Annotated in this window: 15 protein-coding genes and 1 pseudogene; 7 read left to right on the forward strand and 9 right to left on the reverse strand. The window is 65.2% G+C overall.

The window, feature by feature from the left end; all coding sequences use genetic code 11:
• Position 1: 1 nt before the first annotated feature.
• Positions 2-793, reverse strand: a pseudogene (locus POS17_RS32865) (PAS domain-containing protein); the annotation flags it as partial.
• Positions 794-986: 193 nt separating this feature from the next.
• On the opposite strand from POS17_RS32865, the gene POS17_RS25590 reads away from it, so the two are divergent.
• Positions 987-1,481, forward strand: a complete 495-nt coding sequence (locus POS17_RS25590) for a RidA family protein (RefSeq protein ID WP_060841084.1) — start codon at positions 987-989, stop codon at positions 1,479-1,481.
• Positions 1,482-1,505: 24 nt separating this feature from the next.
• Here POS17_RS25590 and POS17_RS25595 read toward each other — a convergent pair whose 3' ends face one another.
• Positions 1,506-1,838, reverse strand: a complete 333-nt coding sequence (locus tag POS17_RS25595) for a DUF2790 domain-containing protein (RefSeq protein WP_060841085.1) — start codon at positions 1,836-1,838, stop codon at positions 1,506-1,508.
• 331 nt (positions 1,839-2,169) lie between these two features.
• Here POS17_RS25595 and POS17_RS25600 point away from each other — a divergent pair, with 331 nt between their 5' ends.
• Together POS17_RS25600 and POS17_RS25605 are read left to right on the forward strand one after the other, a co-directional pair.
• The gene (locus POS17_RS25600; RefSeq protein WP_060841086.1) at positions 2,170-3,498 is read left to right on the forward strand and encodes an OprD family porin; all 1,329 of its coding nucleotides are present in this window, start codon (positions 2,170-2,172) and stop codon (positions 3,496-3,498) included.
• A 176-nt stretch (positions 3,499-3,674) separates the two neighbouring features.
• The gene (locus tag POS17_RS25605) at positions 3,675-3,896 is read left to right on the forward strand and encodes a hypothetical protein (protein ID WP_060841087.1); all 222 of its coding nucleotides are present in this window, start codon (positions 3,675-3,677) and stop codon (positions 3,894-3,896) included.
• 496 nt (positions 3,897-4,392) lie between these two features.
• On the opposite strand, the gene POS17_RS25610 is transcribed toward POS17_RS25605, so the two are convergent.
• The 3 genes from POS17_RS25610 to POS17_RS25620 form a co-directional block, all read right to left on the reverse strand.
• Complete coding sequence (locus POS17_RS25610) at positions 4,393-7,530, reverse strand: CusA/CzcA family heavy metal efflux RND transporter (RefSeq protein ID WP_060841088.1); 3,138 nt, start codon at positions 7,528-7,530, stop codon at positions 4,393-4,395.
• A 26-nt stretch (positions 7,531-7,556) separates the two neighbouring features.
• On the reverse strand, positions 7,557-8,741 hold the full coding sequence (locus POS17_RS25615; RefSeq protein WP_060841089.1) for an efflux RND transporter periplasmic adaptor subunit: 1,185 nt from the start codon (positions 8,739-8,741) through the stop codon (positions 7,557-7,559).
• Between the two features lie 197 nt (positions 8,742-8,938).
• Positions 8,939-10,189 carry a TolC family protein gene (locus POS17_RS25620; RefSeq protein ID WP_060841090.1) on the reverse strand — a complete coding sequence of 417 codons (1,251 nt, stop codon included), beginning with the start codon at positions 10,187-10,189 and terminating at the stop codon, positions 8,939-8,941.
• Between the two features lie 385 nt (positions 10,190-10,574).
• Between POS17_RS25620 and POS17_RS25625 the strand changes: the two genes are divergently transcribed.
• Positions 10,575-11,249 (forward strand): heavy metal response regulator transcription factor, encoded by a 675-nt coding sequence (locus tag POS17_RS25625; protein WP_060841091.1) that lies wholly within the window; start codon positions 10,575-10,577, stop codon positions 11,247-11,249.
• Between the two features lie 52 nt (positions 11,250-11,301).
• On the opposite strand, the gene POS17_RS25630 is transcribed toward POS17_RS25625, so the two are convergent.
• Positions 11,302-12,198 (reverse strand): cation diffusion facilitator family transporter, encoded by an 897-nt coding sequence (locus POS17_RS25630; RefSeq protein ID WP_060841092.1) that lies wholly within the window; start codon positions 12,196-12,198, stop codon positions 11,302-11,304.
• A 253-nt stretch (positions 12,199-12,451) separates the two neighbouring features.
• On the opposite strand from POS17_RS25630, the gene POS17_RS25635 reads away from it, so the two are divergent.
• Positions 12,452-12,871: a lysozyme inhibitor LprI family protein gene (locus POS17_RS25635; protein ID WP_060841093.1), complete on the forward strand. Its 420-nt coding sequence runs from the start codon at positions 12,452-12,454 to the stop codon at positions 12,869-12,871.
• A 48-nt stretch (positions 12,872-12,919) separates the two neighbouring features.
• Here the strand turns inward: POS17_RS25635 and POS17_RS25640 are convergent, their stop codons facing one another.
• From POS17_RS25640 to POS17_RS25650, 3 genes are all read right to left on the reverse strand, one after another.
• A complete protein-coding gene (locus tag POS17_RS25640; protein WP_060841094.1) occupies positions 12,920-13,438 on the reverse strand; it encodes a hypothetical protein in 519 nt (172 codons plus the stop codon).
• A gap of 168 nt (positions 13,439-13,606) precedes the next feature.
• Entirely contained in the window at positions 13,607-14,932 is a 1,326-nt protein-coding gene (locus POS17_RS25645; RefSeq protein WP_060841095.1) for an MFS transporter, read from the reverse strand.
• A 70-nt stretch (positions 14,933-15,002) separates the two neighbouring features.
• On the reverse strand, positions 15,003-15,260 hold the full coding sequence (locus POS17_RS25650) for a Pathogenicity locus (protein WP_060841096.1): 258 nt from the start codon (positions 15,258-15,260) through the stop codon (positions 15,003-15,005).
• A gap of 114 nt (positions 15,261-15,374) precedes the next feature.
• On the opposite strand from POS17_RS25650, the gene POS17_RS25655 reads away from it, so the two are divergent.
• The gene (locus POS17_RS25655) at positions 15,375-16,793 is read left to right on the forward strand and encodes a short-chain fatty acid transporter (RefSeq protein WP_060841097.1); all 1,419 of its coding nucleotides are present in this window, start codon (positions 15,375-15,377) and stop codon (positions 16,791-16,793) included.
• A gap of 195 nt (positions 16,794-16,988) precedes the next feature.
• Positions 16,989-18,689, forward strand: coding sequence for an acid phosphatase (locus tag POS17_RS25660; RefSeq protein ID WP_060841098.1), 1,701 nt, complete (start codon positions 16,989-16,991; stop codon positions 18,687-18,689).
• Positions 18,690-18,702: the final 13 nt, after the last annotated feature.

Consider the following 18,702-nt stretch of genomic DNA (forward strand, 5'->3'; position numbering starts at 1 on the left):
CCTGGTCGGTGATCACGGTGGCGAACTTCACAATCTTGTAGAGCTTGTTGTTGGCGTCCAGCACCGGGTTGTAGGACGCCTCCAGCCAGACTGTCCGGCCATGGGCATCGATGCGCTTGAAACGGTCGGCGATGAATTCCCCGGCATTCAGGCGTTTCCAGAACGCCTGGTAGGCCGCGCTGTTGTACTCCTCGGGCTCACAGAACATGCGGTGATGCTTGCCCTTGATCTGCGCCAGGCTGTAGCCCATGCCGGAGAGAAAGCGCTCATTGGCCATCAGCACATGGCCATTGAGGTCGAACTCGATCAGTGCGGTGGAGCGCATCAGGGCGCCGATCAGGTTCTCGTGCTCCCGGGAAGCCTCGATGGTGCGGGTCAGGTCGCTGGAGAAGATCGCGAAGTACTTGATCCGCCCCTCGGAGTCGTGGACCGGCTGGGAGATCGAGCGCAGCCAGGCCTCCTCGCCGTTGCCCCGCAGCAGGCGCACCGCCCCGGCAAAGTGCTCGCCCCGGGCCAGGGTCGCCTTGAAACGCTGGTGAAATTCGTCGTGCTTGACGTGGGCCGGAACGATGTCTTCCAGGGAGCGCCCCAGCAGGTCGCCGCTCTTGTAGAGCATTTCCTGGGCGAAGTTGTGGTTGACCGATTGAATCCGTCCATCGGCGCTCAAATTGATCACGAGCATCTCGCTTTCAAGACTTTCCTTCACTTGCTGAAGGCTCGAGAGTTCTTCACGAAGAGCCGCCAGCTCTTGCTTCAAGCGTTTATTGAACATGGGGAGGCACCGGGAGGACATAAAAAATAGGCTGCTGTGGGCCTAACATCGGCCCTGAAAGTCTTTTCTTAATAGCAGCCCGGGCTTGTCCGACAAAAATAATTCAAGCGCGGGCAAAGCCCCTGCCTGCGGGACTTTGAGCGAGGATTTACCGGCGCCCTGGAGCGCGTATAGTCGGCATCGGGAAATCCCAGGCGATCGACGGAGTTGGACTATGGACGCATCACGCAAGGCGCTTTTTCAGCAAGAGGCTGCACGAGTCGGACACAGTTTCGAGGGCGAGATGCGCATTGGCGGCAACTATGTGCCGGCGGTGCGCAATGGCGATGAGGTGTACGTCAGCGGACAGATCCCGCGTATCGACGACCAGGTGATGGTGGTCGGCCGGGTGGGCGCCGAAACCAGCCTGGAGCAGGCCCGCCACGGGGCACAGATCTGTACCCTGCGGGCCCTGGCGGTCCTCAAGCAGATGCTCGGCGACCTGCAACGGATCCGGCGCATCCTGCGGATCAACGTCTACGTGCAGAGCGCGGCGGACTTCACCCAGCAGAGCGAGGTGGCGGACGGCGCCTCGGAGGTGCTCTATTCGATCTTCGCCGACGCCGGGGTGCACACCCGCACATCGGTGGGGGTCTATCAATTGCCGAAAAATGCCTCGGTGGAAGTCGACATGATCGTCGCCCTGCACCCCGAACCCGGCAACGACTGAAGGCCGCGCCAGCCCGCCCATGGATCAGCTGCCGTTGTTGCGGCACTGACCCATGACCTGATACTCGATGGTCTTGAGCTGGCCGGCGGAGTCTTCGTAGGTCATGCGCGAAGGCACCACGTTGCAGGACTTGATCGGTGGGGTGACGCTGACCACCCTGGCGATATCCAGATCCATGCCGTAGCGGTAGTTCTGCACCACCGGCGCCGGCTTGCCCTGACTCGCCGCATAGCGCTCCATGGCCTTCTGGTTCTCCACCATGGCCCGGGCAAAGGTGCGGTCGCCACCGCCTTCGGCCAGGGCCAGGGAAGAGAGGGACAACAGCAGCGCGGCGATACTCAGGTTGACAGCTTTCATGACAGTTTCCTCGTCCAGTTGACAGCGACGAGGATAAGCAACCGACCCTTTCAGGATGATCGCGGGCACATTACTTATCTGTAATGCACCTGCCCGCGCGGCCCCGGTGCGCCATCGAACCCCCGGTTCATCGGGGTTTCAGGGCCGCCGCCGACGCCTGTCGACGAGCCTTTCTTGCACAATTGTAATCAGCGGGTCACCGCGCCGTTATCTGCCGTTTGCAACTATCGACGGCGACTTTCAGGGCGTAACCACGCCTGTTGGTCGAGCCCAATAAGAACGCCTCTGGCGATATCAAAGTTGATAGCTGCCAACACTCAGGAGCGACCCCATGCGTATCAATCCCCCCTTGTCCCTGTCCGTGCTCGCCGCGGTACTGGGGCTTTGTCCCGTGGCCGCCGTGGCCGCCGAGGAACGCCCCGAAGGCTTTGTCGAAGGCAGCCGCCTCGACTTGCTGCTGCGCAATTACTACTTCAACCGCGACGATCGCAAAGGCCAGTCCAGCCCCACCGGCAACGGTTATTCCGAAGCCTGGGCCCAGGGCCTGATCGGCCAGTTCGAATCCGGTTTCACCCAGGGCACGGTCGGCTTCGGTATCGACGCCTTCGCCATGTATGGCCTCAAGCTCGACTCCGGCAGCGGGCGCAGCGGCGGCCGTGGCTCCTTCGGCATGCTGCCGGTGAACCACGACAACGAGCCCGCCGACGGCTATGGCAAGGCCGGCGGTGCGGTGAAACTGCGGGCCCTGGACACCGTGCTGAAAGTCGGCGACGTGTTCCCCAAGACCCCGGTGGTGCACTACGGCGACTCGCGCCTGCTGCCGGAAAGCTTTCGCGGGATGACCCTGGAAAACACCAGCCTCGACGGCCTCAACCTGCAGGGCGGGCGCCTGCACGCCATGAGCCAGCCCGACAGCAGCGGCATGCGCGACGGCTTCGCCACCTTCTACGCCGGCAAGGTCGACTCGCCCTGGGTCGGCTACTTCGGTGGCGACTACAAGCTCAATCCCAACCTGAGTTTCAGCCTCTACAGCAGCCGCCTGAAAGACGCCTGGGATCAGTACTACTTCGGCACGGCGGTGAACTATCCGGTGTCCGACGACCTGACCCTGTTCAGCGGCTTCAACTATTACAAGGCCGTGGACGAGGGCAAGAAACTGCTGGGCGAGTTCGACAACAACATCTGGAGCGCCAAGGTCGGCGCCACCTACGGCGCCCACACCCTGGCCCTGTCGCACCAGCGCAACAACGGCAATGACGACTTCGACTACCTGCGCCAGTCGGATTCGATCTTTCTCGACAACTCGATCCAGTACAGCGACTTCAACTCGCCCAAGGAACGCTCGTGGATGGTCCGCTACGACCTCGACATGCAGACCTTCGGCATTCCCGGGCTGTCCTTCATGACCCGCTACGCCCGAGGCCGCGACGCCGACTACAGCCACGCCAACGCGGTGTACATGCGCCGCGACGCGGCGGGTGATCCGCTGACCGATCAACGTCGCTGGGAACGGGACATCGAAGCCAAGTACGTGTTCCAGGACGGCACGCTCAAGGACCTGTCCCTGCGCATCCGCCAGGCGACCATCCGCTCCAGCCAGTTCGAATCCGACCTGGAGGAATTCCGGCTGATCGTCGAGTACCCGCTGGCCCTGCTCTAAAGCGTCTGGCCGGGCAGGTTGCGGCCTGCCCGGTGTTAAAACTTCTTCACAGACTCGCGCCTTTCAGAACTGTAATATCGGCCTCACCTTCTCGTTAGGTTGGCCTCCCTATACTCCCGGACACACTCAAATCCGCCGGACTTTCCCCGGCTCGAGAGCTTGTCAGGAGTCCATCCATGCGCCCAACCCAATTGTTGTTGATCGGCCTTCTGGCCAGCACCAGCTTCACCGCCCTGGCGGCCGACGGCGGCGAACGCCCGCAACAGGTTCGTGAAGGTTTCCTGGCCAGCCAGGAACAGATTCACGGCGATGCCAACCAGGAAACCGCCAGCACCGACGGCACCGGCAAAGCCCCCGGTGATGCGTCATCGTCCAACGCGGCCGCACAAGACATCTGAGCGCCGTTGCCCACAGAGCACATTCATCTCTTGAAGCGTTTTTTCTGATGCTCCTTTGGAAAGAGATGAATTTTTAGCGTCCCGCATGGGGCGCTTTTTTTTGCCCAGGAATTGCCGCAGGACTGGCACCTGTAGCCGCTGCCGCAGGCGGCGAACGACCGCGAAGCAGGCGCTGCTTGTGAGGATCGCTGAAGGTCCTGCGGACCTTGCCTGACAATCTCCCGCCGACCCCACAGCAGCCTCAAGAGCCCCGCGCCCTTCGACGGAGTGCCGCCCAGCCCATTCGCAGCCTGCGGCAGCGGCTACACAAATCCCCAATCGCCACCGAGCCTGTAGCCGCTGCTGAGCCACGGCGAAGCTGCGCAAAGGTCCGCAGGACCTTGCCTGACGATCTCCCGCCAAACCCGCAGCAGCCTCAAGAGCCCCGCGCCCTTCGACGGAGTGCCGCCCAGCCCGTTCGCAGCCTGCGGCAGCGGCTACCAGAAGCAGCGCGCGATCAGTCCTCTTCCCTGCGGTGCGCCCATTGGTACAGCGCCGGCAAGACCAGCAAGGTGAGGATGGTGGACGACAGGATGCCGCCAATCACCACGGTGGCCAGGGGTCGCTGCACTTCGGCGCCGGTGCCGGTGGCCAGGGCCATGGGGATGAACCCCAGGGACGCCACCAGCGCGGTCATCAGCACCGGGCGCAGGCGGGTCAGCGCGCCTTCATGAATCGCCACGGACAACGAACGGCCTTCCTCCCGCAGGTTGCGGATAAAGGCGATCATCACCAGGCCGTTGAGCACCGCGACACCGGACAGGGCGATGAATCCGACTCCCGCCGAGATCGACAGCGGAATGTCCCGCAGCCACAGGGCCATGATCCCGCCGGTCAGGGCGAAGGGAATGCCGGTGAACACCAGCAGGCCATCCTTGAGGTTGTTGAACATCATGAACAACAGGCCGAACACCAGCAGCAGCGCCACCGGCACCACCACTTGCAGGCGCTGGGAAGCCTCCTGCAACTGCTCGAACTGGCCGCCCCAGGTGGTCCAGTATCCCGCGGGCACCTTGACCTTGCCGGCAATCAAGGCCGTGGCCTCCTCGACGAAGGAGCCGATGTCGCGGCCGCGCACGTTGGCGCTGACGATCACCAGGCGCTTGCCGTTCTCGCGGCTGACCTGATTGGGCCCCAGGACCAGATCGAGGCTGGCCACTTCCGACAGGGCAATGAACCCGATCTGCCCGTTGCCCGTGCCCGCGCTCGCCGGTATCGGGATCAGCAGCCGCGACAGGCCATCGATGTCGGTACGCAGTTGATCGGACAGACGCACCACCATGTCGAAACGCCGGTCGCCTTCGTACAGGGTGCCGGCCTGACGCCCGCCCACCGCCACCGCAATGGTGTCTTGCACATCGCCCACGTTCAGGCCGAAACGCGCGGCCTTGTCGCGGTCGATATTGATGGTCAGCACCGGCAACCCCGAGGTCTGTTCAACCTTGACTTCCGAGGCGCCGGACAAGCCTTGCAACGCTGCGGCGATGTCATTGGCGGTCTTGTTCAGCACGTTCATGTCGTCGCCGAACACCTTGACCGCAACATCGCTGCGCACCCCGGAAATCAGCTCGTTGAAGCGCAGCTGGATCGGCTGCGACAGCTCGTAGGCACTGCCCGGCACCCGAGCGCTGGCGCGCTGGATATCGGCGATCAGGGCCTCGCGGGACTTGCCCGGATCGGGCCACTGGGCCTTGGGCTTGAGCATCACGTAGCTGTCGGAAATATTCGGCGGCATCGGGTCCGAGGCGATCTCCGCGGTGCCGGTGCGGGCAAACACCCGCTCGATCTCCGGCACTTGCGCCAGCAGGGTTTTCTCCAGGCGCTGCTGCATGTCCACCGACTGCGTGAGGCTGGTGCCGGGCACCCGCAGGGCCTGCTGGGCGAAGTCGCCTTCGCTGAGGCTGGGGATGAATTCGCTGCCCATGCGACTGGCCAGCACAGCGCTGCCCAGCAGGATCGCCGCAGCCAGGGCGAAGGTCGCCGCACGATGGCCCATGACCCAGTCCAGCACCGGCGCGTAGCCCCGCTTGGCGCTGCGCACCAGCAGGTTTTCCTCTTCCTTGACCTTGCCGGTGACGAACAGCGCGATGGCCGCCGGGACGAAGGTCACCGAGAGAATCATCGCCCCCAGCAACGCCATGACCACGGTGAAGGCCATGGGATGGAACATCTTCCCGGCCACCCCGGTCAGGGCAAAGATCGGCAGGTACACCACCATGATGATCAGTTGGCCGAAGATCAGCGCCCGCCGCGCTTCCTTGGCTGCAGCAAAGACTTCGTGCAGGCGCTCGGAGCGGGTCAGCATGCGCCCGTGGTGCTGCTGGGCGTGGGCCAGGCGGCGGATGGCGTTCTCCACGATCACCACCGCGCCGTCGACGATGATGCCGAAGTCCAGGGCGCCGAGGCTCATCAGGTTGGCGCTGACCTTGTTGCTGAACATGCCGGTGAAGGTGAACAGCATCGACAGCGGAATCACCAGGGCGGTGATCAGCGCGGCGCGAATATTGCCGAGGAACAGGAACAGAATCACGATCACCAGCAACGCGCCTTCGAAGAGATTCTTCTTCACCGTGGCGATGGCTTTTTCCACCAAGTTGGTGCGGTCGTAGACCGTGACCGCCACCACCCCTGCGGGCAGCGAACGGTTGATCTCTTCGAGCTTTTTCGCCACCGCCTGGGACACGCTGCGGCTGTTCTCGCCGATCAGCATGAACACCGTGCCCAGCACCACTTCGCGGCCGTTTTCGGTGGCGGCGCCGGTGCGCAGTTCGCGGCCGATCTGCACCTCGGCGACGTTGCGCACGCGGATCGGCGTGCCGTCGCTGCTGCTGATGACGATGTTGGCGATGTCCTCGATGGACGCCAGTTGTCCCGGCGCGCGAATCAGCAACTGTTCGCCGCTGCGCTCGATGTAGCCGGCGCCGACGTTGGCGTTGTTGCGCTCCAGGGCCGTCACCAGATCATTCAGGGTCAGCCGGTAAGCCGCCAGGCGCTTGGGATCGGGGGCGATCTGGTACTCCTTGGCGAAGCCGCCGATGGTGTTGATCTCGGCCACGCCCTGCACGTTGCGCAACTGCGGCTTGATGATCCAGTCCTGGATCACCCGCAGGTCGGTGGGGGTGTAGGGCGTGCCGTCCTCCTTGCGCGCGCCGTCTTCGGCTTCCACGGTCCACAGGAAGATTTCCCCGAGGCCGGTGGAGATCGGCCCCATCACCGCCTCCACGCCTTGAGGCAATTGCTCGCGAGCCACCTGCAGCCGCTCGTTGACCAGTTGCCGGGCGAAGAACAGATCGGTGCCGTCCTTGAAGATCACCGTGACCTGGGACAGGCCCGAACGCGACAGCGAACGGGTCTGCTGCAAGCCCGGCAGGCCGGCCATGGCGGTTTCGATGGGAAAGGTGATGCGCTGTTCGGTTTCCAGGGGCGAAAAACCCGGCGCCGCCGAGTTGATCTGCACCTGGACGTTGGTGATGTCGGGCACCGCGTCGATCGGCAGTTTCTGGTAGCTGGCGATGCCGACGCCGGCCATCAGCAGCACCGCCAGAAGAACGATGATGCGTTGCTCGATGGCAAATTGAATGATGCGTTCAAACATGGGAAAGCACTCTCTGCTGTGACCGATCAATGGCCGTGGTCGGCCGCGCCTTTGCCCAGTTCGGACTTGAGGGTGAAACTGCCGCGGGTGGCCACCCGGGCTCCGGCCGCCAGCCCTTCGCGGACCTCGACGAAACCGTCATCGGCGGCGCCGGTGACCACCGGCGTGGCCTGGAAGCCCTCGGCCACCCGGACAAACACCGACGGCCGGTCTTCCACGGTCTGGATCGCGCTCAGCGGCACGCTGACCGGCGCCTCGAAGGCTTCGGTGGCCACCTGCACCGCGACGAACAGCCCCGGACGCCAGGCGTCATTCGGGTTGGCCAGGGTCACCCGCACCGTGGCGGTCCGGGTCTGCTCCCCCAGCAGGCTGCCGACGTAGGCCACCTGTCCCTGGACCTGGGTCCCCAGTTCGCTGGAGCTGACACTCACCGGCTGGCCGACCCGGACCTTGCCCAGATCCTTGGGGAACACACCGAAGGTGGCCCAGACCCGGGACAGGTCCGAGAGGGTGAAGGCCGCACTGTTCTCGCTCACCACCTCGCCGACGCTGAGGTGCTTTTCCACCACCACGCCATCAAAGGGCGCGCGCATTTCATAGCGGTTGCCCCCCGCCAGCTGGGCGCTGCCACTCAGGGCATTCATCTTCTGTCGGGCGTTGTTGAGGGCGATTTGCGCTTCTTGCAGGTTCTGCCGGGCCAGCAGGTAATCCTGTTCGGCGGAGATCTGGTCGATCCACAACTGCCGCTCGCGCTCGAAGGTGGTACGGGCCAGTTCGACCCGCCGCCCGGCGGCCGCCAGCTCGCTGCGCTGGTCGGACACCTGCTGGCTGGCGATCACCGCCAGCAGCTCGCCGCGCTTGACCGACTGCCCCAGATTGACCTGCACCGACTCCACGACGCCGGCGGCCCGGGGCACGATGTGGGAGGTGCGATCCTCGTCGAAACGGATTTCCCCCGGCAGGCTCAGCACCCGCTTGAGCTGCCGCGGACCGGCTTCGGCCAGCTCGATCCCGGCGGCCTGGATCTGCTCGGCGCTGAGTTCCAGGTGACCTTCGGGCTCCTCGGCGCCGTGTCCGGCCGGCTCGGCCACATCCGCACGCTTGGCGTCGGCAGGCGCCGCGGGGGAGGACAGGCCCGGCAACAGCAGGGCCGCCGCTCCCAGCCCCACCACCGCGGTAATGGCCATTATCAGGCTGCGTTTCTTATCCATGGGTACTCCTGAGAATCGAGGTTCGGCAGCGCACGAAGCGCCTTACGAGGTAGGCGAAAAGAAAAAGTCGTCGAGGGCCCGATGCCATTCATGGACACACCAGTGCCGGGGCGGCTCCTCAGGTGGCGTCCCGGGCACGCTGCTGCAATCGCTGACCAGCAGGGCAAGCAGGCAGACCAGGCCCCGCAGCCCGGCTCTCACCAGCGGCTGAGGTCGCCGTAGATGCGTTCGATCCGCACCCGGGCATCGGTGGTTTGCGCCACGGCGGCGAGGTACTGGCTGCGGGCGCCGATCAATGTGCGCTGGGCGTCCAGCACTTCGAGGAAACTGAACTTGCCCATTTCGAAGCCCCGGGTGGCGCTGTCCACCGCGCGCTGGGCGGCGGGCAGGATGGTCTGGTTGAAGGCCTGCACTTCGCCCCTGGCGGTGTTCCATTGCTCCAGAGCCTGGCGGGTTTCACTGCGCAGGCGCAGCTCCGTGGCGTTGCGCAGGTCCCGGGCCTGATCGGCGCGGCGCGCGGCGGAGAGCAGGTTGCCCTGGTTGCGGTTGAACAGCGGCAACGGCATGGACAGGCCCACCAGGTTGACCCGCTCACGGGCGCCGGCGTCGTACTGGCTGCCGATGCTGACGTCCAGATCGGGAATGCGCTGGGCCCTCTCCAGCCCCAGGGACGCTTCGCGCTGAACGATTTCCTGCTCCGCCAGGCGCAACTCCGCAGTCTCCGGCAAGCGGCTCAACAACTGCGCCGAGGCCGGCAGCGTGCTCGGCGCCCGTTCAGGCTCCTGCACCGCCGAGAAGTCCGTGGCGGCGCTGCCGGTGATACTGGCCAGCTGCTGATAGGCAGTGTCCTGCTCCATCTGCCCACGGCTGAGCTCCAGACGAACCTCGGCCAGTTGCACCTGGGCCCGGGTGGCTTCCACCGGCGAGGCCTTGCCGGCATTGACCCGCCCCTGGGCCACGCTCACCCCGCGTTCGGCCAGGGCCAGCGAGCGCCCGGCCAGTTGCGTGCGCTCCTGGGCCCGCAGCGCGGCGTAGTAAGCCTGCAGAACATCGGCCCGCAGCTGATTGCCGCGCCGCTCCAGCTCCAGGGCGGCCAGCTCCTGGCCACGACTGGCCACCTCCACCCGGGCACCACGCTTGCCCCCCAGCTCCAGCGCCTGACTGAGCTTGACCGAGGTGGTGCGCGAGTCCCGGCGGGTGTCCTCGGCGTCCACCGAGAGCACCGGGTTGGGCAGCAGCCCGGCCTGCTGCCGGGCGCCCTGGGCGATGTCGATCTCCCAGCGCGCGGCGGCCAGTTCGGGGTTGTTGGCAAAGGCCTTGGCCAGGGCGCTGTCCAGGCTCAGGACGGCAGCCTGGGCAACGCTCAGCGGCGCGGCTGCCAGAACCAGCCACAGCATCCAGCGGCAGGTCGGCGCAGCCCGGGCGGGTGTTCTCGGGAAAGTTGGCATAACAGGTTCCGGCCCCTGGTGAGGCAAAGTTTCTGCGAAGCGGCGCGGAACATATCGCGGGATATACAAAGAGGCCCCCGGCCGATATGAAACTGCAACACTGCGCCCATTGGCAGAAAGAGTTTCAAGTTCAACTCAGGGTAACTTTCACCGGTTATCAGCAGGGTGGCGCAAAGATTACAAATCCGTTAGCCAAGGCTCTGGCTCAAGGTTCTGTATTAATATCCGGGCACTGAAAGCGAGTGCACTGCCCGTTTTAAAACATTCGCCAATCAACTTTCAGATCCTTCCAGGTGCAGGGAACCGAGCACACTCGCTACCCATCTTCAGCGCCGTTTCCAGCAACTTTCCTTACTGCCTCTTATTCACCGAGAACCTCACCCGCATGCGAATCCTGGTTATCGAAGACGAACTCAAAACTGCCGAGTACCTGCATCAGGGGCTGACCGAAAGCGGCTATGTGGTCGATTGCGCCAATACCGGCGCGGATGGCCTGCACCTGACCCGTCAGCACGCCTACGACCTGGTGATTCTCGACGTCAACCTGCCGCAGATCGACGGCTGGGGAGTGCTGTCCCAGATCCGCCAGAACAGCAACACCCGGGTCATGATGCTGACCGCCCAGGGCCGGCTGGCGGACAAGATCCGCGGCCTGGACCTGGGCGCCGATGATTACCTGGTCAAGCCGTTCGAGTTTCCCGAGTTGCTGGCCCGGGTCCGCACCCTGATGCGCCGCAGCGAACAGAAGCCGGTGCCGGATGTGTTGCGCGTCGCCGACCTGGAGCTGGATCAGAGCCGCCACCGGGCCTTTCGCGGCAAACAGCGTATCGACCTGACCACCAAGGAGTTCGCCCTGCTGCACCTGCTGATGCGCCAGAGCGGAGTGGTGCTGTCGCGAACCCAGATCATCTCCTTTGTCTGGGACATGAACTTCGACTGCGACACCAATGTGGTGGAAGTTTCGATCCGCCGCCTGCGGGCGAAGATCGACGACCCGTTCGAACGCAAGCTGATCCACACCTTGCGCGGCGTGGGTTACGTCCTCGAAGAACGCGACTGAGGCGCGAGGCCGGGTTCGCCGGTGCGCCGGCTCCTGCGCATGCACTGTTCCTTCAATGTTCATGCACCTGCTGGTGAAACCCCGCCTGCTCGACCTGCAAGGTGACGTGGGCAATGTCGAAGCGCTCCTGCAACAGCTCGGTGACCTCGGCCAGGATCGCCTGCTCGTCCCGTCCCGGCAGGTGCGCCACCAGATGGGCGCTGAGCACGTTCTTGCCGCTGGTCAGGGCCCAGATATGCAGGTCGTGCACATCGCCGATCCCCGGCACGCCGCGAATGGCTTGCTCCACCTGCTCGATGTCGACCCCGTCCGGCACGCCTTGCAGCAGCACGTTCATGCTCTCCCTGAGCAGGCTCCAGGTCCGCGGCAGCACCCAGAAGCCAATGGCCGCCGCCACCAGGGAGTCGACCCAGCCCCAGCCGGTGAACATGATCACCAGGGCCGCGCCAATCACCCCCAGCGAACCGAGCATGTCGCTCCAGACCTCCAGGTACGCGCCCTTGACGTTGAGGCTCTGGCTGCTGGCCGAGGCCAGCAGGCCCATGGCGATCAAGTTGACGATCAGCCCCAGCACGGCGATCACCAGCATCCCCGTGGACTGGATCTCGGCCGGGGCCTGCACGCGTTGCCAGGCCTCGAACAGGATGTAGAACGCCACCACGAACAGCAGCAGGGCATTGAAGGCTGCCGCGAGGATTTCGAAACGCGCGTAGCCGAACGTGCGCTTGCGGTCTGCCGGGCGCTTGGCGACCTGGATCGCCACCAGGGAGATGGCCAGGGCCAGGGTGTCGGTGAGCATGTGCGCGGCATCCGACAACAGCGCCAGGCTGCCGGTGACAAAGGCGCCGATGACTTCGGCGAGCATGAAGCTGGCGGTCAGCCCCAGGGCCATCCACAACTTGCGCTCATGCCCGGCCCGCGCCTGGCCGTGTTGGTGTCCTGCGCCCATGGAACATGCTCCTGTGGCTGAAAAGCGTCGGCCTGATGATAGTTCGATTGTCCGTGGGGCCGCGGCTGGATAAGCGAATTGTCATCTTGCGCTCATCCGCCGGACATCTGCGGCCGGGCTGTACCCAGCAGGCCCGGCACCGAAGCCCGAGCCCGGCCCCGGCAGCACGAGCCTCGGCGCGGCGGCCGCGCTCTTCTGCATCGACCGCGGCGCTGTAGAATGCCCGCTTCACTCTCAGCGCGAAGGGACCGCCATGCATCATCAGCCCTGGATCTTCGGCCTCGCTGTGACCCTGCTGCTCGGGGTGGGCGGCGGATCGTCTGCAGCCCGGGCCGCCCCGCTGGACTGCAGCCACATCGAGCTCAGCGAACAGGTCGACCGCTGCGCCCAGCAGGACAAGGAACGGGCCGACAACGCCCTCAATCAGAGCTATCAGGCGCTTTTGGAGCGGGTTCACAACCTGTATCCCAGGAGCCTGCTGCAAGAGCAGGAATACCTTGGCAAGTTGAAGAACGCGCAACGGGCCTGGATCAAGTACCGCGACAGCACCTGCGTGCTGGAGGCCTTCGAAGTGGCGCCGGGCAAACCGGCCCACGTCACCCTGATCAACCGTTGCGTGACCCGCCTGAGCAACGAACGCTCCCGCTACCTGGAGCAACTGCTGCCCCAATAGCCGCCTGCCGGGGCATGTGCAACGCTGCCAGGCCCGGCAAAAGCGCCATCAGGTCCGCGAACGCCGGTAGAACGGGCGCCGGCCAACGCCATGGGCAAGCAGGCACACCAGGCTGGCGAGCCAGGCACAACCCAGCATGCCCAGGCAGGATTCGCGCTCACGCAGGCGCTGCTGGCACAGCTCGGCGCTGTCACACTGAGCGACGCACCAGGGCTGATCGTCGCGGGTACAACCCAGCAGGTAACCCCGCAGGTGGCTCAGCAGCAGGGGCTGTCCGGACAGTTGTGTGAGCGGCACCTGGAGCCGGGTCAGCTCGGGGCTCAAGCGCAAGCGTTGGCGTTCGCCGCTATCGAGGTCTTCGACCAGCAGCGCCCCCGCCTCCACCGCGACCACCCGGGCACTGAGGCTGTCGGGGCTGGCGCCTTCCAGGCCATAGTCCACCAGGGTACTGCTCCAGGCCTCGATCAGGACAAACACCAGCCCCAGCACAAAGCTCACCAGCGCCGCTTGCAGCAGCGGGTCGAGGGCAGAGAAATTTCGCAAGGAACACAGCGTCGAACGAATCAAGACAGCTCCCGGAAACCCTGGTGCGGGCCGCGTTTTCCGAGAGAGTAGCGGGAAAAAACCGAGGGCTGAAAGCCATTTTTCAGCCCGTTTTCAGGGTGGATTCACCGGCCTTTTGGCGAAGGCTCTAGCTCGCTGTTTCGCTTGTTCACGGGCCGATGAAGAAAAGTCCTAATGCTGATCCACGGCGCAGGCGCCATCCGCCAGCGGCCGCTCCTCGCCCACGCGTCCGCCGAAGTAACCGGCACTGATCACGCCCACCGCGCCCATCAGCGCGCAATAGATCACGCAGATCCACGGGCTCCAGGGCATCAGGGCGATCAGCAGCAACGGGGTGGTACTGGCCCAGAGGGCGTAGGCGATGTTGTAGGTGAAGGAGATCCCCGACACGCGAATCCGCGGGGGAAACAGGCTGACCATCACCGACGGCACCGCCCCCACCACGCCGCAACCCAGGCCGGCAATGGCGTAGGCCAGGCCGATCCAGGTGCCGCCGCTGATCAGGCAACCGTAGAGCACGGCGATACCCAAAGGCAGCAGCAGGCTGTAGAGCATCACCGTGCGCCAGGCGCCCAGGCGGTCGACGATCAGCCCCGCCAGCACGCAGCCGATGTTGAGGAAGACAATGCCCAGGCTGCTCAGGGCAAAAGTGTGGCTGGCGCTCATGCCGAAACTCTTCTGCATCATGGTCGGGGTGATGACCACGAACACCACCACCGCCGAGGTCAGCACGCAGGTCAGGATCAGCGCCGGCAGGATCGCCAGCCGGTGCTCGCGCAGCACGGTGCGCAGGGGCAGCTCGGCGGCGCTCTCGCGCTGCTCCTGCAACGCCATGAACACCGGGGTTTCGCTGAGCCAGCGGCGCAGCCAGACGCCGATCACGCCAAACACCCCGCCCAGCAGGAAGGGATAGCGCCAGGCGTGGTCGAGGATTTCCTCGGGGCTGAAGACCCGCGCCAGCAGGGTCGCGGTCAGCGCGCCCAACAGGTAGCCGAAGGTCAGCCCGGCCTGGAGAAACCCCAGGGCATAGCCGCGATGGGCCCGCGGCGCGTGCTCGGCGACGAACACCCAGGCGCTGGGCACCTCACCGCCCACCGCCGCGCCCTGCAGCACCCGCAGCGCCAGCAACAGCAAGGGCGCGAAATAGCCGATCTGGGCATAGGTCGGCATGCTGCCGATCAGCAGGCAGGGCAGCGCCATCATCAGGATGCTCAGGCTGAAGACCTTCTTGCGCCCCAGGCGGTCGGCGAAATGCGCCATGAGAATGCCGCCCAGGGGCCGGGCCAGGTAGCCGGTGACGAAGATTCCGAAGCTTTGCAGCAGGCGCAGCCACTCGGGCATTTCCGGGGGGAAGAACAGCTGGCTCAGGGTCAGGGCGAAAAATACGAAGATGATGAAATCGTAGATTTCCAGGGCTCCGCCCAGGGCGGCCAGGCCCAGGGTCTTGTAGTCGGCGCGGGAAAAGCGCGCCGGCGACGACTCGGTGGAAGGGGTCATAAAAGCAACTCGGAGGGTGGCAATCAGCAAGGCTGCACATGGTCTATGCAATCGTCCCGAGGGACAACCATCAGTCGTTGGCGACCTGGGCCATAGGTGCGCCCTTGGCCATGGCGATGGCCGCCTGGATCGCGGAGCGGGCCTGAGGGCTGTTTTTCCAGCAACTGGAACCGACCAGGGCCGAGGCCTGGGTCACGATGTCCAGGGCATCGGCGGCGGCCAACTGGGCCAGGGAGGTGATGCCCAGTTGTTCCAGGCGACCGACCACCGTCGGGCCAACACCCTTGACCTTGAGCAGTGCGGCGCGTTCTTCGGGGGAAAATGACATGTCGGTTGAATCCTTTGCAGTCCGTGGCAATTGCCGCATTCTTGCACAGTTCTCGGCCGCCTCAGCCTGGGGCGGCCGACCTCCTTATAAACATAAGAAACCCGAGGTACTCACGTGGCCGCCGATATTCAAGATAGCCGCTCCGCCCGCTTCGCCCTGCGCTGTTCGAACTGGGCCGAACGCTGGTTTCCCGACTCCTGGGTGTTCGCCGCGCTGGCGGTGATCATCGTCGCCCTGGCCACCCTGGCCATGGGTGCCAAGCCCACCGACGCCGCCATGGCCTTCGGCGACGGCTTCTGGAGCCTGATCCCCTTCACCATGCAGATGGCCTTCGTGGTCATCGGCGGTTACGTGGTGGCCAGCTCGCCGCCGGCGGTGAAGCTGATCGACAAGCTGGCGCGCCTTCCCAGGAACGGCCGTTCGGCCGTGGCCTGGGTGGCGCTGATTTCCATGGTCGCCTCCTTGCTCAACTGGGGCCTGTCCCTGGTGTTCGGCGGGCTTCTGGTACGGGCCCTAGCGCGACGCAGCGAACTGCGCATGGACTACCGCGCCGCCGGCGCTGCCGCCTACCTGGGCCTGGGCGCGGTGTGGGCCCTGGGGTTGTCGTCTTCGGCCGCGCAGTTGCAGGCCAACCCGGGCAGCCTGCCGCCGTCGATCCTGGCCATCACCGGGGTGATTCCTTTCACCCAGACCCTCTTTCTCTGGCAGTCGGGGGTGTTGCTGCTGGCCCTGATCGTCGTCTCGCTGATCGTCGCCTACACCACCGCACCGGGGCCCAACAGCGCCCGGGATGCCCAGGCCTGCGGGGTCGACCCGAGCTTCAGCATGCCCAAGCCACAACCGCGGACCCGCCCCGGCGAGTGGCTGGAGTACAGCCCGCTGCTGACCATTCTCCTGGCGCTGCTGGCCGCCGGCTGGCTGTACCACGAGTTCGCCACCAAGCCGGCGATCACCGCGATCTCCGGGCTCAACACCTACAACTTCCTGTTCCTGATGACCGGCGCGCTGTTGCACTGGCGCCCACGCAGCTTTCTCGACGCCGTGGCCCGGGCGGTGCCCACCACCACCGGGGTGCTGATCCAGTTCCCGCTGTACGGCTCGATCGCCGCGCTGATGACGGTGGTCAAGGGCGTGGACGGCCAGACCCTGGCCCACCACATCTCGACCTTCTTCGTGCAGATCGCCTCCCACGACACCTACGCCCTGTTGATAGGCCTGTACTCGGCGGTGCTGGGCTTCTTCATTCCCTCCGGCGGCGGCAAGTGGATCATCGAGGCGCCCTATGTGATGCAAGTGGCCAATGACCTGCAGTACCACCTGGGCTGGGCGGTGCAGATCTACAACGCCGCCGAGGCCTTGCCGAACCTGATCAACCCCTTCTACATGCTGCCGTTGCTGGGGGTGCTGGGCCTGAAGGCCCGCGACCTGATCGGTTTTTCCTTCGTCCAGCTGCTGGTGCATGCGCCCCTGGTGCTGGTGCTGCTCTGGGCCCTGGGCACCACCCTGGCGTACCTGCCGCCGGTCATGCCCTGAGCTGTCCACAGGCCCGCTGCGCACTACCGCAGCGGGCCTGAGGATCATTCTCCCCGAGCCTGGATCTCAGATTTTTCCAGGCTCTTGCCAGCAGGCTCCTGCAGCTTTCCTGTAGCCTTTGCGTCATATTCGATTGCTACCGTGCGACCGAAATACTTTGTAACGAATTCTCAGATCGACGAGCAAGGACCCGACATGAGCGACGATACCGATCAGCGCGACCTCCCCGAAACCACCGCCGACCAGCCCACCGACACCAGCCGCCGCCGCTTCCTCGGCGGCGTTGCCGTTCTTGGGGTCGGCGCCACCCTGAGCGCCTGCGCCAAGTCCGACGAGCCGGCGGGCAAACCGCAGGAACGGCCGCTGTCTCCGGCGGATCTGGACAAGGCGCTGCGCGAGCAGGTGAAGAACGTGGTGGTGCTGTTCGCCGAGAACCGCAGCTTCAACAACCTGTTCGCCAATTTCCCCGGGGTGGAGAAGCCCTTGTCGGCGCTCAAGCCCGAGGCGTTCCAGCAGCGCGACCGTGACGGCAGCCTGCTGTCGAAACTGCCACCGGTCTGGGGCGGCATTCTCCAGGTTGGCCCGCAAACCCTGGACGGCGTCACCTACCCGGTGGAAACCCAGTTCCAGGAAAACCTGCCCAACGCGCCGTTCGCCCTCAAGGGCCCCAGTGGCGAGGACCTGCCCCTGGGCCTGGTGACCCGCGACCTGTGGCACCTGTTCTACCAGAACCAGATGCAGATCAACGGCGGCAAGAACGACGGTTTCGTGGCCTGGGCCGACTCCGGCGCCCTGACCATGGGCCACTACGCCCAGACCCGCTATTCCCTGCGCCTGTGGGATGTGGCCCGGGAGTTCGTGCTCTGCGACAACTTCTTCCAGGGTGCCTTCGGCGGCTCGTTCCTCAACCACCAGTACCTGATCAGCGCCAAGGTGCCGTTCTACCCGGACGCCGCCAACTCGGTGGCCAAGTCGCAGATCGCCACCTTGCAGGGCGACGACCCCAAGGGCACCCGCCTCAAGCCCCTGGACAAATCCCCGGCCAGCGCCCTGGACGGCGCCCCGCAGTTCGGCCCCAGCGCCCTGACCCCGGACGGCTACGCGGTCAACACCATGGCCCCGCCCTACTGGCCAACCTGGATCCGCGACCCGGAGCGCCCGGACTACGCCAAGCCCGACCTGCCCAGCGTGCTGGTGCCACAGACCCACGAGCACATCGGCGACAAGCTGTCGAAGAAGAACGTCGACTGGGCCTGGTACGGCGGCGCCTGGCAGGCGACCCTGGAGCAGTTCAAGGACTCCGGCGGGATTCCCAAGATCCCCAACTTCCAGTACCACCACCAGCCGTTCAACTACTTCGTGCGCCAGGGCCCGGAGAATCCGGCTGAGCGCGCCAAGCGCCTGCGTGACGGCGGCCTGGGGGATGAGTCGAGCACCAACAAGTTCTTCGCCGATGCCGAGGCCGGCAAGCTGCCGGCGGTGACCTTCTACAAGCCCCAGGGCAACCTCAACCTGCACGCTGGCTATGCCGATGTGGCCGCCGGCGACCGGCACATCGACCGGGCGTTGAAAGTGCTGCAGGAAAGCCCGCAATGGAAAAACATGGTGGTGATCGTCACCGTCGACGAGAACGGCGGCTGGTGGGACCACGTGGCGCCGCCCCAGGGCGATCGCTGGGGTCCGGGCACGCGGATTCCGGCACTGGTGGTGTCGCCGTTCGCCCGCAAGGGCACGGTGGATCACACGGTGTATGACACCGCCTCGATCCTGCGGCTGATCACCCGGGTGTTCCAGCTGGAGACCCTGGACGGCATCAAGGAACGCGACGAGGCCATGATCGCCCGCGGCCAGAAGCCCATGGGCGACCTGACCAACGCCCTGCACTTCAACGTCTGACCCCGGAAGGGCC

The organism is Pseudomonas sp. Os17, assembly GCF_001547895.1.
Lineage (GTDB): Bacteria > Pseudomonadota > Gammaproteobacteria > Pseudomonadales > Pseudomonadaceae > Aquipseudomonas.